We start from the raw sequence: 13,921 nt of genomic DNA, 5'->3' as shown, positions 1-13,921 counted from the left end.
GAAACTCCCGGACGCAGCAAGGGAGATCCCTTGCTGCATTCGGAATGGCGACCAGATTATTTCTTATCGCCAGCCTTGTTTTTAACTTCTTTTAACAGAGACTGCATTGATTTTTCAAAAATTTCAAATGATTTTTGCATGTAACCCAATGCTTTATGACCATTTTCTACCGCCAGATTGACTTGTTTTTCCAACAGTTCCTCTGGTTTTTTCAGATTGGCCAGCTCTTCCGGCTTGATAGCAAGACCCTGCAGGGTTTCTACGTTCAATTTTGCGATAGCCTGAAAATGCTCCTGAGCTTTTTTAGCCAGGTCAGACCATTTTTCAAAATACTCTTGATTCATGACGCTCTCCAAGTTATGTTGCACTGCACAATTTAATTGTAGTAGTGTATTTGTACTATTGTCAAGAATCAGAACAAATTATTTTACGCCCGCTTTGATCAGATGCTGAATCTGTGTCTACACTGAGTCTATCAACATCTCCACGGTGAATCATATGAAACAGATCGGCAAGGCAGGGATCCTTTTTTCTGTGCTGTTTTTGGCGCTCAATACGCAGGCCGCTGTCAACATGGCAGACCTCGTCAGGGTAAACGTGGCCAACAATCCCGACTGCGTCAGCTGGTACAATATCAACAACGAGGCCTGGTGCTCAACCAGGGCAGGCCAGGAGCCACCCGTTGACCCGGCAATACGTGCCTATGAAACACAGAATATTCAGTTTGATCAGCGCCCCTGGCAGGCGGTATGGGGAAAAAAAACACCGATGATTACGACTGTAGAATACGTGCCGGCAGGCGATAATATCGACAACTGGCAGGAACTGGTGACCAGTCAGTTCGTACCGGATCCAGAAGCCCGGGTCAGCCTGAAAGACTTTACCGGTTCGATGCTGCAGAAATTAAAGGATAGCGGCCTGAATCCCGTTATTACTGTACTGACTGACTCACCCGACCAGGTTATCTTTGAGTTTCGCATCACCTCACCTGACAACCTGATTCAGGATGAACTGCAAAAGATAACTCGTAATAAGGATGGCTTTTACATTTTGCATTACGCCACCAAAAAAGCCGACATGGGCGATAAGAACAGGGCATTATGGCTGAAAAATCTGGAGGCCAGCACGCCTCGAATCGTTTCGCAGGCGCCAGCTCGATGATATGATAGCGTCATCTTTTTCCAAATCAGATACAGGCCATGACCCGATCCGTACTTCGTATTGCAACCCGCAAAAGCCCCCTCGCGCTCTGGCAGGCCCGACACGTTGCTGACCTGCTGAGACAGCAGTGGCCCGAGCTGAACATTGAACTGCTGCCTATGTTGACGTCCGGCGACCAGTTCATCAAAGACAAACTTCAAAGCCTCGGAGGCAAAGGCCTGTTTGTCAAGGAACTCGAGGAAGCTCTGCTGGACAAACGAGCCGATTTTGCCGTTCACTCCATGAAAGACGTACCTGCCGACCTGCCGGCCGGACTCATCATCACGGCCATTTGCGAACGGGATAATCCTCTGGATGCCTTCGTCAGCCAGCGTTACGCTCACATCAGAGAACTGCCGGTCAACAGTGTCATCGGTACCAGCAGTCTGCGCCGTCAGTCTCAGTTACTGGCCTGGCGACCGGATTTGAGCATTAAGACCCTGCGCGGCAATATCAATACGCGCCTGGCCAGACTCGAGCAGGGAGACTACGACGCCATCATACTCGCCGCGGCCGGTCTGATGCGCATGGGCATGGACGATGTCATGAACGATGTGCTCGACGACCGCATTATGCTGCCGGCCTGCGGACAGGGTGCACTGGGCATTGAATGCCGGGAGGACGACCTGCGCATGCAGGAGCTCCTGGCCCCCTTGAATCATTCACTTACAGCCACCTGCGTCAAGGTGGAACGTCGGGTGAATGCCCGCCTGGGCGGTAACTGCCACGTTCCCCTGGCCGTCTATTGTCAGGAAAGTGCCGCAGAAACCCTGCTCCTGCGTGCAAAAGTTCTTAGTCTTGATGGAAAAACCCTGATTGAAGATCAGCAGCAGGGTCATCCCAGCGAAGCCTTTTCCCTGGCCGATACCTGCGCCAACAGGCTGCTGGCCAATGGGGCTGAACAGTTGTTACATGCCTCATGAGCAGCATGAACCTAAACGGACTCTGCGTGCTGAATACACGCCCGGATCATCAGGCCGATGCCTTGAGCCAGCAAATTATCCAGGCACAGGGCCGGGTCATCCATTTTCCGACACTCCAGATTGAGGCGCTCGATGACCGCTGGCTAAGCACACTCCCTAATCTGGCCGAAGTCGACCAGGCTGTTTTTATCAGCAGCAACGCTGTCAACCACAGCCTTGCCTGCCTTAAACAGCAGAAAATTCAGTGGCCCGCCACCATCAAGGTGATTGCCATCGGTCAGGGTACGGCCCTGAGCCTGCAACAACACGGCATTCAGGTCGATGCCCTGCCCACGCAGGCTGACAGTGAACATCTGCTGATGCTGCCGTCGTTGCAAAACATAGGTCAGCAACGCATCCTGCTGTTCAAAGGCGAAGGCGGACGCCCTCTCATTGCCGACACCCTGCGGGAACGGGGAGCGCAGGTACTGGAGGTCTGTGTTTATCGACGCAGGCTGCCAGAAGCGCTTTCAAAACAGAAACCTGGATGGTGGCAGGATGACTCGGTGGATATTATACTTATTACAAGTCAGGACGCATTGTGCAATCTTTTTACAATGGTTGGGCACTGCCATGTGAGCCATTTACAGGACATCCCCTGCCTGGTTATCAGCAACCGCCTGGCCGATGCCGCGAAAAAAATGGGTATGAAAACGATTGTCGTTTCCAAAATGGAGCACATCGTGGAAACGCTGCATCAATTCAATAAAGGACGTGACCATGGATAACAGCAACGCAGCGAAAACGGGAAAAAAAGCCGAAGCTTCGCCAGCAAATCAACGACCGCGGCAAAAAAAAATGCTGGCCCCACTGGTGGCCATACTGGCGCTGGTTCTGGCTGGCAACAGTTTCTATCTCACCTGGTCCATGTATCAGCAAAATGCCAGTTACGCCAGCAACATCGCGTTGTTAAAAGCTCAGCAGAATGACATCAGCGCCCAAATTCAGGCCGCTGCTCAAAACTGGACACAGACAGAACAACAGCTGCAAAACCGCATCAAAAGCCTGAGTAATAACCTGCACAGTGCACTGCAACAGCGATTGTATCAAAAACAGGACTGGCTGTTATTGAAAGCACGGCATTATCTGGAGCTCGCACAGGTCAATCTTCACTGGAGTGATGACAGCAAAGCCAGCATAGCCCTGCTACAGCAGGCCGATACCCTGCTGGGAGAAATTCCAGACCAGCGTGTCTTTCCGGTACGGCAAACCATCGCCACAGACATTTCCCGTTTGCAGGCGATGCCGGTTGTTGATGTCGCCGGCCTCTTAAGCCAGCTGGATGCGGCACAGGATCTGGTATCAAAACTGACCGTCCAATCTGCACTCGTCAGTCCCGCGTCACAGAGCACGACACCCGAGGCCAGTGCATCACCATCCGCCTGGCGCACAAAACTGCGCGACAACATCAGCGTGCTGGAAAAGCTGGTGGTGATTCATCATCACGACGAAGACATAAAACCCATGCTCTCCCCCATGCTCCAGAATATTCTGCGCGAAAGCATTCGCATGAATCTGCAGGAAGCGCAATGGGCAGTTTTGCAAAACAATTCACAAGTCTATCAACTATCCCTGCAGCGGGCGCTGACACAGATAAAACGAAACTTTGATTTAAGCGCTAACTCTGCTCAGGCATTAATTAAAAATCTACAGGCTTTGCAGCAGCAAAAACTGAATGCTGAAAAACCCGTGATATCAGATTCCTTACAGCAGCTTAATCAAATTATCGATTCAGGCGCCAATGGAGATAAAACACCATGATGCGTGTCCTCTTTATTTTTCTCCTCCTGCTGGTTTCGGTTGGGTTGGGTGTCTGGTTCAGCAAGGATCCCGGCTATATTGTGATTGTTATTCATCACTGGACCATTGAAACAACCGTGCTGGTTGCTGTTGCTGCGCTAATGATTGGCTTTCTGCTCCTGCATGGCTTACTGACGCTGCTGCGCCAGACCACAAAACTGCCAGGCAACTACCACAACTGGCGCTCAGCCAGACGCACTCAGCGTGCTCAGGCTACCACGCGACGCGGCCTGATAGAATTCAGTGAGGGCTATTGGGCCTCGGCTAAAAACCACTTACTGAAAGCACTGCCCGACACAGACATGCCCCTGTTGAACTATTTAACAGCAGCCCGGGCAGCCCAGGAAATGGGGGAAAATCAACTGCGTGATGACTACCTGCGCGAGGCTCAGCAATCCATGCCCGATGCCAAAATCGCCGTCGAGCTGACTCAGGCGCAACTGCAGCTGGCCAATCAACAGTGGGAGCAGGCCCTGGCAACGCTCAGGCATTTACAGGACATGGCGCCGCATCACCCTTACGTGCTGAAACTGCTGATGCATCTATATCAGGAAGTGCGGGACTGGCCTCAGCTGCTCAACCTTTTACCTGAACTGAAGAAATACAGTGTGATCAGTAAAGCCGATTTTGACAGCCTGCGCCAGCACACGTATTTACAGGCCATGACCGATCTGGCCAGACAATCCCAGGCCGAGGCCTTGACGGATATGGTCAACCAACTGCCGCGATCACTGCGTCAGGATACCGATCTGATGATCTGCTATGCCACGTTTCTCATCCAGAACAATCAGCCTGAACTGGCCGAATCCATCCTCGCCCGTTGTCTACGCACCCGATATGATGACAAGCTGGTTAATCTGTATAGCCAGATCAACGGCGGTGAAAAACAATTATTTTTCGTAGAATCCCTGCTGAAAAAACAAGCCGACTCAGCCATCCTGTATCTGGCGCTTGGTCGAATCAGCATGGCCAATCGTTTGTGGGGAAAAGCCAAAAGCTACCTCGAAAAGAGCATCAGCCTGCAGGCCAGTCCAGAAGCCTATGCTTCACTTGGGAAACTCTACGAACAGTTTGGCGAAGAGGACAAGGCCTGCCAGGCGTACCGGCAGGGTCTGGAGCTGTGTGGAGATAATGCCCCCATATTGTAGATTTTACGATATTTTTTGTTGGGCCAAGGCCCAACCTACGCTGTACTTAAATAATGGCCGAACAGGCGTCATCACAAAAGGCCAGATCTTTTTCAACCTGAATGGTGGCATGCTGGATTTTATGTTTTTCTTTCAGGGCAATCACCAGACGATGACGTGCTTCGTCGGTCAGCTCTTTTGCCGGCATCAAAAGATGCACCGACAAGGCGTTTTCCTGGGTGCTGAGCGCCCAGATATGCAGATCGTGGATTTGCTCCACACCGTCCTCAGCGAGCAGCATATCCCGCACGGCAGCCCAGGATATATCACGGGGTACTGCATCGAGAATCAGACGCAGGCTGTCGGTGAACAGAGTCCAGGTGCCCTTGAGAATAATGGCGGCAATCAGCAAACCTACGATAGGGTCAATCCACAGCCAGCCAGTCCAGTACAAAACAGCCGCAGCAACGACCACACCTACCGATATCAGCGCATCGTAGAGCAGGTGCAGATAGGCTGAGCGAATGTTTAAGTCATCCCGCCCTCCCAAAAACAGCATGGCCGTTGTGCCGTTGATCACAATACCAATGGCAGCCACGATCATGACCGGTACGGCCTGAATTTCGGAGGGAGTGAACAGCTTATACATCGCATCCGTAGCAATGATGCCACAGGAAAACACCAGCATCAGACCGTTGGCCAGAGCAGATAAAATGGATGATTTTTTCAAACCATAGGTGGATTTTTCGGTGGGCGACTTTTTCAACAGACCATTCGCCACCCAGGCCATGATCAACCCCAGCACATCGCCCAGATTGTGCACCGCATCGGCCAGCAGACTGGTGGAGTGAGACGTGATGGAAAAGAAAATCTGGCAGAGAACAAACAGGCCGTTTGCCGTAATAGCGATAAAAAAAGCGCGGTTAAAGGCTGGCTGTGCGTCTGGTCCGTGGTGGTGGCCGTGTGAGTGCCCCCCGTGAGTATGATGATGTCCGCCCATGGATTACTCCTTGTTAAAATTATTCCTGCTCTGTCCCATAATAACTGACACCGATTTTAATACGCTCACGCTCGTTTTTTTTGCGCCAGGCATTGGTATCGCGCAGGGAATACACACAGCCGCAGTATTCCTGCTGATAAAAGTTTTCCCGTTTGGCAATTTCATACATTCTGGCGGAACCACCGTCTTTACGCCAGTTATATGTCCAGTACTGCATACCCGGATAACGGGCAGCCGCACGCAGTCCGGATTCATTGATCTGGTTCATGTCCTTCCAGCGGGATATGCCCAGTGAACTGCTGATAAGCGGAAAGCCATGCTCGTAGGCATACAGGGCCGTGCGTTCAAATCGCATATCAAAACAGGTACTGCAGCGCTTGCCGCGCTCAGGCTCCCATTCCATGCCTTTTACACGCTCAAACCAGTTGTCTTTATCATAATCCGCGTCAATGAACGGAATGCCGTGTTTCTCGGCAAACATGACATTTTCCTGTTTGCGAATCTCGTATTCCTGAACAGGATGAATATTGGGATTGTAGAAGAAAATGGAAAAATCAATTTTCGAAAACAGCAGGGCTTCCATTACTTCGCCCGAACAGGGCGCACAACAGGAATGCAGTAATAACTTGTCTGCCCCGTCCGGCAAAACCAATACTTCACGATTAACCATGACCCAACGTCTCCAGATTAATAAAATGTTGTCGATAATAAACCAGTTCCGCAATCGAGTCCCTGATATCATCCAGAGCCAGATGTTTTGACTCTTTGACCACGCCGTTTAACAGCCTGGGCTTCCAGCGTTTGACCAGTTCTTTCAAGGTACTGACATCAAGATTGCGGTAATGAAAAAACGCAGCCAGCTGCGGCATGTATTTATATAAAAAACGCCTGTCCTGACAGATGCTGTTTCCACACATCGGCGACATGCCTTTGTCCACAAACTGCTGCAGAAACTCTATCGTTTTTTGCTCAGCCATAGCTTCAGTGACGCCTGACTCTGCAACGCGTTTGACCAGTCCGGACTGATTATGCTGCCGGGTGTTCCATTCGTCCATGGCAGCGATACGTTCGGCCGATTGATGCACCGCAAACACCGGCCCTTCCCCCAGAATATTAAGCTGAGCGTCTGTCACGATTGTGGCTATCTCAATAATTCGGTCCGTTTCCGGTTCGAGGCCTGTCATTTCCAAATCAATCCAAATCAGATTGTTATTATTTTTCATGTTGTTTCCGGGAAGTTAAAATGTTTTGGATGCTGGCAACACGTCGCCTGTGCAACTCGTGTTTGATAGCAACCCCTTGAAAACCCTGTTCAATCAGCTCAGCGACAGCAACGGCCTGACAGGCCGCCAGAATCTCACGCCAGGCATCGGCCTGTTGATACTCTACCTGGAAACCACGCCCTTGCGAATCCGCCTGGCAGGCTGTCAGCAGTTTATCAAATAAATGTGGCCGCCGGAATGCGTCCGCCTTTTCCAGCAGTTTAACGACCGTATCCGGACGCAGCTCATGCAGTCGGTGCACATTCAAATGCAAACGCGACACCATGACGCCCAGACTGCGATACTCGACTGGAATCCGCAGACGCTGACACAGGGCCTCAATCGGCTGGACACCCAGCTCCTCATGGCCATGATGACTTGGCCAGCCACTCATGGGGGTCTGCGCCTTACCGAGATCGTGAACCAGAGCAGCAAACCGCACCAGCGGGTCGTCAGACAAGGCAACCGCGGCCTGCAACACCATCAGGGTATGAACGCCACTGTCTATTTCCGGATGGTGTCTGGGTGGATTAGGCACGCCGAACAAACGATCAAGTTCGGGCAGAATCACAGCAAGCGCACCACAGGATCGCAGCGTACTGATAAACAGCTCCGGATTTTTTTCCTCCAGGCTGCGCTGCCACTCCTGCCAGACCCGTTCAGCCACCAGATGCGCCAGTTCGCCATTCCTGACCATGCGATACATAAGCAGGCGCGTTTCCGGCGCCAGCCTGAATCCCAGGTGATGGTAGCGTGCCGCAAATCGCGCCACGCGCAGCACGCGCACGGGATCTTCAACAAAGGCATCGGACACATGACGCAGGTATTTTAATTCAATATCGCGGACACCATGGCAGGGATCAATAATCGTACCGTTCTCGTCCATGGCAATAGCGTTGATGGTAAGATCACGGCGCTGCAAATCCTCTTCGAGACTGACATGCTGACTCGCATCCAGTTCAAAACCATAATAGCCAGGAGCGGTTTTACGCTCCGTGCGGGCCAGAGCATACTCGTCTCGGGTTTTCGGATGCAGAAATACGGGAAAATCACGGCCTACCTGCTGATAGCCCTGCCGGAGCATCTGATCGACGGTGGCGCCCACCACGACCCAGTCTTGTTCCTTAACGGGGTATCCCAATAATTTATCCCGGACCGCCCCACCTACCAGATACGCTTTCATTGTTTACCTGTATCAGCCATGCGAAATGATATAAAATGTTCTTTTATTATACTCATCGCTGTTGTTAAAGTACATTATTCACCGGATAATCCGGCCTGCAGGCACTGTCTGGAGAAAAGCACTGTCATTCATGGCGGTTTACCTTCATACTATCAATTGGTAATAAATTTAACCAAAGACCGTTAAACACGTATGGCAAAAAGACAATTAAATAAACAGCAGACGACTCGCATACAGAAAAAGCAGTCAGATTATCAGCAAACAGCAGAACTGAATAGTGAGCGCAATGAAAATGGCCTCGTTATTACCCGTTTCAGCCGTCATGCCGAAGTTGAAAACAGCCTTGGCAAGCGAATAATCTGCTCTATACGTCCGACTATCGATTCTCTGGTGGCCGGTGACAGGGTCATCTGGCAATCCGTCGGCGACAGACAGGGCGTGGTGGTCAGCTGCTATCCCCGTCAATCCGTACTTGGACGACCCGACAAGCGCCACGGCATTAAACCCGTAGCAGCCAATATCAGTCAGTTAATGATCGTGGTCGCGGCCAAACCTGAACTCACCTGGTCTTTGCTGGACAGCTACCTTGTCATGGCTGAAAACCTTGGCTTACAGGCCAGTATCGTCCTGAACAAAACCGACCTGCCCTGCAACAGTCTGAAACAGGAACTGCAGGACAGCTACGAACCTCTGGGCTACCCCGTTCTGTTTACCTGCCAGAATGATTTTTCTGGCTACGATGAGCTGCACAAGGCACTTAATAATCAAACCAGTGTCTTTGTTGGACAGTCCGGCGTTGGAAAATCGTCCCTGATAGCCGGCATCCTGCCGCATGAAACGAAAATTCAGGTTGGCGAAATTTCCAGTCAGTCCAGTCTTGGCTGCCACACTACCAGCAACTCACGTCTCTACCACTTGCCGACCGGAGGCTCGATCATTGATTCACCCGGTGTCAGGGAGTTTGGATTATGGCGTATGCCCGTTGCTGATATTATCTATGGCTTTCGTGAGTTCAGGGATATGAGCTTTGAATGCAAATTCCGCAACTGCAATCATCGAGACAGCCCAGGCTGTGCCATTATTCAGGCAACCCGGAGTAATAAGCTGTCGAAGCGACGCTACGACAGTCTGATAAAAATCTGTGACAGTGCTTTGTAAACCAATCCTAACCTTAAAACCAGGAGCACCATCATGCCATCTATCCAGGAAATGCTGTTATCTGATAACAAAGGACTCTATCTTTTCGAGACGATTAATGATGACCTTTACCACGAACTGGATAGGGTGAGCAAAGACGCAAGACAGACTCTTGCCATCGAGCTTGTTAACGAACGTCACCAATATCCATTTGTTGCTCTCGTCAGTCGGCTGACGGACATCTGTTTCAAAACAAAAGGCGCCGAATTTATTCGATATGGCAGCTCAGACACCCTGGGTGAGTTGCTGAAACAACTGGTCATTCGTCTGGATGGGCATCAAATTACCGATATCGCATTTATAGACAGCTACCAGCCTGATAAAGAAGTGAGCAGCCTCTTCACTATAATTCACGACAAGGCACGCTCTCTGGGAGAGGAGTACAGCAGTAAACTGCCACAAAACATAGCTAACAAAATTTATAACAACATTCTTATCGATCAGGTCGATGAGACAGCCTTGCCGCAATGCGCACGGGATCTGCAGACCTGGGTCAAAGACTCTGAGGCCTGTAACGCCTTCTTTAATAAATTAATTGACCGGGAGCTGCTGGAACAGAAGCGTCAAAGCTCCATAAACTCCCTGCTGCAAATAAAAGAAAAACTTAAAGGTCCCTGGCATTTGGGCCCGTACTCATTTTTTACAACGCGCAGAGAGGTTATGATTGATGGAGAGCGTTTTATGCTGCCTGGTCAGGTATGCCCGCTGGCCAACATCCTGCTTGCCTGCGAAAGAGAGGGGTTTAAAAACCCGGCTGCCTGCCTGCGTTCCCTTCAACAACAGGCCGCAGCAAAACTCAGGTCTGCCTGGCGACTGGATATAATGACACCAGGTGTTCGCGAGTTTATGAAAAATCTGGTCACGCAGGAACGAGTCAGCCAAAGCGCAGCCTCGACAAGTTCCATGATGTTCAGTGAAAGTCAGTGGTAAGTTGATGTACTGCTGGAGCCAACACACTCGCCAGGTTTATCTGGGTGTAATAAGGTCAGTAATTCACCGACGGAACCGCAACTTTCGAGAAAAGCCTGTTTGTCAAGAGCCCGCTGGCGCAGACTGTAGTCGCTGCTGGACGCTTTAAAAAACTGCGGGCTCCTGTCCGGAGGACAGTGCTCTGACAAGGTTGTTATCGCGTCCAGGGTAGATGCCATTGAAACCGGCTCGGTGACATTTCGCAGCTGATTTAAAATATGTAGACGCAAGGGCTTGCTCATCCTGCGCAGAAACAGGGCAAAATGAGCATTCACGTTCACCCACTGGACCAACCTGTTGCTCTTGTTGCGCAGCTGATGAAGGATTTTGTCCGACAATGTCGCTATTTCTCCATTCAGATCAAACTCTCTGCTTGATTCAGAGGAAGTGGCCTTTATTTTAAGCATACCGCTCAACGCGGTGAGGATAAGCGCTGGCTCAAAGCAATGGGCATGCACCCTCGAAAAGAGCTGACCGTTGGCAATTGATTTCAACCAGCTCAGGGTATCGGAAGTACGCGTTTTTGAACCATTATTCAGGGCAGCAACAACAATGTTATCCAGAATGTTAAAATAAATGGTATTGGCATCGCGCCATTCTCCATCTCTGATCTCGTGTGCAAGTATGGCAAAAATTCTCGAACCACTATGGGTTACTTTATTTGAAAATGTTTCAAACTCAATATCATAACCACTGCCAAATATGCTGAACTTATGGGTTAACAAAGAAACCATGAGGATCAACAGCCTGCGCCCGGCCTCTGAATCTGACGAATCAGTAGGAGCCCGGTAATGATTTTGGGCAGAGCTGAGTCGCTTAGACTCGACTCCGGCAAGCTCCTCGATCCGGGGAGAAAAGGTGAATCTGGTTTTAAAGTCATAATCAAGACACAGTTTTATAAAAAACTTTCCGAAGGATGCAATGCAGGCCTGCTCGTACACGATGGATTTCAATACAGACAAAAAAGTACGTTCCTGACTTTCAAGGCATATTCGATAATTATACCAGTCGTTTCTTTCTACTTCAGGCAATTGATGCATGTAGTCCAAAAGCTGTTGATAAGCAGCGTAAGCTGACTGTAACATCTCAACGCTGACATTCCCAAGCCGGAGGCCATCAGCAAAAATACTGCTCTGCACTAACTCCTTTAACACCAGTACCGTCATCCGGCTGAGTCCATGATTGGCCGGCGTTAACTCGCAGCGTTTGTATATTTCCTGATACTCAGCTTTTGCAAACTGCATTCGCCAATGCTCACGCAAAGTCAGCCTTCGCGGTTGAAACTCACTGCAGTTAAAAAACAATCCATTCGATTTAAAATATTGTACTGAGGTGTTCAGGCTAATCAGCCTGTCTTTGTTTTCTGACAATATATAGTCGGTCAAAGGGCGGGAGATGTAGGATTCGCTTGCTACGAGATCGTGGGTCTGGGTCAGGCTTGGGATTAAAAAACTGTAATAGTTTTTTGAAATCAAACCAGCTCCTGCGAGACTCTGTGCCAAAACGATCCAGGCTGTATTCACGCCATCCCACAAACGGGTATAGTCTTCGGCCTGATCCATTATCAGGCTCCAGCGTTCCGCATATAAGCTTTGTATATGGTTCAATAAAACCGGTGTTATTCCATGCAATCCCGCGGCCTCGCGCCGCACATCATAAAGCATTTGAGCAAGACCGCTGGATGGCGATACCGTCAGCATATCAAGCCGCTGCTGCAGGGCAGATAAACTAAAATGAGGTCCTGACTGCAAAGCCAGATACACGTTGTCAAGCTGAGGGGACTTTGCAACCAGCGAGGGATTGCAGCTATGTATCCAATACACAATCGGAGGAATTTTTTCAAGAAACGGTTCTCTTTCAGAAAAGCCATCCAGCAAAATATCAAGCAGATAGTGTTTTTGACCACCGAAATCTATCTGAATACTGTAAAAATGATTTACATCGTCTCTGTCATGATTGCGAAGTTTAATGAAAAAATCGCTCAGGGCAGCCAGGTGACCAGCTTCGCCAGCATCATAGCACCGATCAAACAGAGTCAATAAATCGCGCAGCAGAGTAACGCGCAGACTTCCCTGTTCCTGCCAGGAACGTGCCATACGGCGAATAACATAACGCCAGATACTATGCAGGTTTTCCTGAGAGTTACTATCAGCAGTTGGTTGTTTAGTTAATAAATCTATCAGGCAAACTATTTGCCCTTTGTGGGACAGGTTTGTACCATAAAAATGCCTAAGGTCCGTCAGTCGATAACGCTTCAAATGTGTGTTCAGGTCACACCACGAGGATTCCTTTGTTATGTTAAATTCAGGATTCCCTGCTCTGATATGGCAAGCATCAATCATAGTGGATAATGCAGTAAGCAATTGTGGCTCAAGGTGGCCGGAATGAGACCACGAGCGTTTTGCGGTGCTTAACAGATAGCTCCAAAACGATGTATGCCCATCAAAACAGGCTTCCCTTCCGGGCGACTTACGTTGTAACCGGGATAGCTCTACCAGACTGAGGGTGCGTACACTGCGTTTGTCAATGGTGCTTTGCACCAGCAAATGCCCGGGATTTTCCTGCAGCCGATCAAATAAAGCATGGACTAAATGCCAGGTCTGGCCGTCCTGATCAAGATAAATATCACAGGGATCTTTAATAAAACCGATATTTACTAAATTATCAGGATCAATATTGTTGGTCAGTACAGGAATGAGAATGCGCAACAGGCACGTTTTTAACTCCTTGCTCAATTCTTTAGCCAGCGACAACCATGCTCGATTTCCATTCCCGGCACTAAAGGTATAATCATTATCTGTATCAAAAACAGCTTTCCAACGGGCGGCAAAAAGAGCTTTAAGTTCAAGTAAATCAGTTGCAGATAATTCTCTATCCGCTGGCAGCAACGCATATTTTTGTGTTAGCTGTTCGATCGCAATGGTATCAAAAAGATTCAGAATACGTGTTTCAGACGACAAAGCATCAATAAGTTCCTGTAAACGGCTAACAAACATACGACTTGATATCCCGTAAAAGGTAATTGATAGTACAGCTGCTCATAATAATATACGAATATGATCTTGTGAATACAATTACATCACTTGTTCACGATTAAATTTTGTTTGGTGTGTTTATCAGAGCAAGATTATGAGTAAACATGTTCAATACATTAAAAATCAATGTCCGTCGTTGCGAGCGTCCGCTCTGGATGACGTACATGATCAGTATAGAGATTTATC

At 49.4% G+C, this 13,921-nt stretch carries 13 protein-coding genes; 7 read left to right on the top strand and 6 right to left on the bottom strand.

Annotated elements, in window-relative coordinates; genetic code table 11:
- Window positions 1–56 precede the first annotated feature (56 nt).
- On the bottom strand, window positions 57–344 hold the full coding sequence (locus tag ACQUTA_RS11100; protein ID WP_444988319.1) for a phasin family protein: 288 nt from the start codon (window positions 342–344) through the stop codon (window positions 57–59).
- Between the two features lie 154 nt (window positions 345–498).
- Between ACQUTA_RS11100 and ACQUTA_RS11095 the strand changes: the two genes are divergently transcribed.
- The 5 genes from ACQUTA_RS11095 to ACQUTA_RS11075 are packed head-to-tail and all read left to right on the top strand — an operon-like array spanning window position 499 to window position 5,110.
- A complete protein-coding gene (locus tag ACQUTA_RS11095; RefSeq protein WP_444988318.1) occupies window positions 499–1,161 on the top strand; it encodes an HI_0983 family protein in 663 nt (220 codons plus the stop codon).
- 38 nt (window positions 1,162–1,199) lie between these two features.
- Window positions 1,200–2,123, top strand: coding sequence for a hydroxymethylbilane synthase (hemC, locus tag ACQUTA_RS11090; RefSeq protein ID WP_444988317.1), 924 nt, complete (start codon window positions 1,200–1,202; stop codon window positions 2,121–2,123).
- 5 nt (window positions 2,124–2,128) lie between these two features.
- Complete coding sequence (locus ACQUTA_RS11085; protein ID WP_444988316.1) at window positions 2,129–2,890, top strand: uroporphyrinogen-III synthase; 762 nt, start codon at window positions 2,129–2,131, stop codon at window positions 2,888–2,890.
- Window positions 2,883–3,923, top strand: coding sequence for a uroporphyrinogen-III C-methyltransferase (locus ACQUTA_RS11080; protein ID WP_444988315.1), 1,041 nt, complete (start codon window positions 2,883–2,885; stop codon window positions 3,921–3,923). The genes ACQUTA_RS11085 and ACQUTA_RS11080 overlap by 8 nt, the downstream gene beginning before the upstream one ends.
- Window positions 3,920–5,110, top strand: coding sequence for a heme biosynthesis HemY N-terminal domain-containing protein (locus ACQUTA_RS11075; protein WP_444988314.1), 1,191 nt, complete (start codon window positions 3,920–3,922; stop codon window positions 5,108–5,110). The genes ACQUTA_RS11080 and ACQUTA_RS11075 overlap by 4 nt, the downstream gene beginning before the upstream one ends.
- Window positions 5,111–5,156: 46 nt before the next feature.
- On the opposite strand, the gene ACQUTA_RS11070 is transcribed toward ACQUTA_RS11075, so the two are convergent.
- The 4 genes from ACQUTA_RS11070 to ACQUTA_RS11055 are packed head-to-tail and all read right to left on the bottom strand — an operon-like array spanning window position 5,157 to window position 8,534.
- On the bottom strand, window positions 5,157–6,089 hold the full coding sequence (locus tag ACQUTA_RS11070; RefSeq protein WP_444988313.1) for a cation diffusion facilitator family transporter: 933 nt from the start codon (window positions 6,087–6,089) through the stop codon (window positions 5,157–5,159).
- Window positions 6,090–6,108: 19 nt separating this feature from the next.
- Window positions 6,109–6,759 carry an epoxyqueuosine reductase QueH gene (locus tag ACQUTA_RS11065; RefSeq protein WP_444988312.1) on the bottom strand — a complete coding sequence of 217 codons (651 nt, stop codon included), beginning with the start codon at window positions 6,757–6,759 and terminating at the stop codon, window positions 6,109–6,111.
- Window positions 6,752–7,312, bottom strand: coding sequence for an oligoribonuclease (gene orn / locus ACQUTA_RS11060; protein WP_444988311.1), 561 nt, complete (start codon window positions 7,310–7,312; stop codon window positions 6,752–6,754). Before orn ends, ACQUTA_RS11065 begins: the two co-directional genes overlap by 8 nt.
- The gene (locus ACQUTA_RS11055) at window positions 7,302–8,534 is read right to left on the bottom strand and encodes a multifunctional CCA addition/repair protein (protein ID WP_444988310.1); all 1,233 of its coding nucleotides are present in this window, start codon (window positions 8,532–8,534) and stop codon (window positions 7,302–7,304) included. The genes orn and ACQUTA_RS11055 overlap by 11 nt, the downstream gene beginning before the upstream one ends.
- Before the next feature lie 192 nt (window positions 8,535–8,726).
- Between ACQUTA_RS11055 and rsgA the strand changes: the two genes are divergently transcribed.
- Together rsgA and ACQUTA_RS11045 are read left to right on the top strand one after the other, a co-directional pair.
- Entirely contained in the window at window positions 8,727–9,692 is a 966-nt protein-coding gene (gene rsgA / locus ACQUTA_RS11050; RefSeq protein ID WP_444988309.1) for a small ribosomal subunit biogenesis GTPase RsgA, read from the top strand.
- Window positions 9,693–9,725: 33 nt separating this feature from the next.
- Window positions 9,726–10,661: a hypothetical protein gene (locus ACQUTA_RS11045; protein ID WP_444988308.1), complete on the top strand. Its 936-nt coding sequence runs from the start codon at window positions 9,726–9,728 to the stop codon at window positions 10,659–10,661.
- Here ACQUTA_RS11045 and ACQUTA_RS11040 read toward each other — a convergent pair.
- Entirely contained in the window at window positions 10,652–13,696 is a 3,045-nt protein-coding gene (locus tag ACQUTA_RS11040) for a hypothetical protein (protein WP_444988307.1), read from the bottom strand. The genes ACQUTA_RS11045 and ACQUTA_RS11040 overlap by 10 nt on opposite strands.
- Window positions 13,697–13,921 lie beyond the last annotated feature (225 nt).

It is taken from the genome of Legionella navarrensis (assembly GCF_052527415.1).
This window is presented reverse-complemented; position numbering and strand designations above follow the sequence as displayed.

What these genes read in the sequence shown, in the direction of transcription:
- ACQUTA_RS11055 (WP_444988310.1), bottom strand. Translation starts at nt 8,534, where the DNA reads ATGAAAGCGTATCTGGTAGGTGGGGCGGTCCGGGATAAATTATTGGGA.
- ACQUTA_RS11080 (WP_444988315.1), top strand. Translation starts at nt 2,883, where the DNA reads ATGGATAACAGCAACGCAGCGAAAACGGGAAAAAAAGCCGAAGCTTCG.
- ACQUTA_RS11075 (WP_444988314.1), top strand. Translation starts at nt 3,920, where the DNA reads ATGATGCGTGTCCTCTTTATTTTTCTCCTCCTGCTGGTTTCGGTTGGG.
- ACQUTA_RS11070 (WP_444988313.1), bottom strand. Translation starts at nt 6,089, where the DNA reads ATGGGCGGACATCATCATACTCACGGGGGGCACTCACACGGCCACCAC.
- ACQUTA_RS11040 (WP_444988307.1), bottom strand. Translation starts at nt 13,696, where the DNA reads ATGTTTGTTAGCCGTTTACAGGAACTTATTGATGCTTTGTCGTCTGAA.
- hemC (WP_444988317.1), top strand. Translation starts at nt 1,200, where the DNA reads ATGACCCGATCCGTACTTCGTATTGCAACCCGCAAAAGCCCCCTCGCG.
- ACQUTA_RS11095 (WP_444988318.1), top strand. Translation starts at nt 499, where the DNA reads ATGAAACAGATCGGCAAGGCAGGGATCCTTTTTTCTGTGCTGTTTTTG.
- ACQUTA_RS11100 (WP_444988319.1), bottom strand. Translation starts at nt 344, where the DNA reads ATGAATCAAGAGTATTTTGAAAAATGGTCTGACCTGGCTAAAAAAGCT.
- ACQUTA_RS11045 (WP_444988308.1), top strand. Translation starts at nt 9,726, where the DNA reads ATGCCATCTATCCAGGAAATGCTGTTATCTGATAACAAAGGACTCTAT.
- ACQUTA_RS11085 (WP_444988316.1), top strand. Translation starts at nt 2,129, where the DNA reads ATGAACCTAAACGGACTCTGCGTGCTGAATACACGCCCGGATCATCAG.
- ACQUTA_RS11065 (WP_444988312.1), bottom strand. Translation starts at nt 6,759, where the DNA reads ATGGTTAATCGTGAAGTATTGGTTTTGCCGGACGGGGCAGACAAGTTA.
- rsgA (WP_444988309.1), top strand. Translation starts at nt 8,727, where the DNA reads ATGGCAAAAAGACAATTAAATAAACAGCAGACGACTCGCATACAGAAA.
- orn (WP_444988311.1), bottom strand. Translation starts at nt 7,312, where the DNA reads ATGAAAAATAATAACAATCTGATTTGGATTGATTTGGAAATGACAGGC.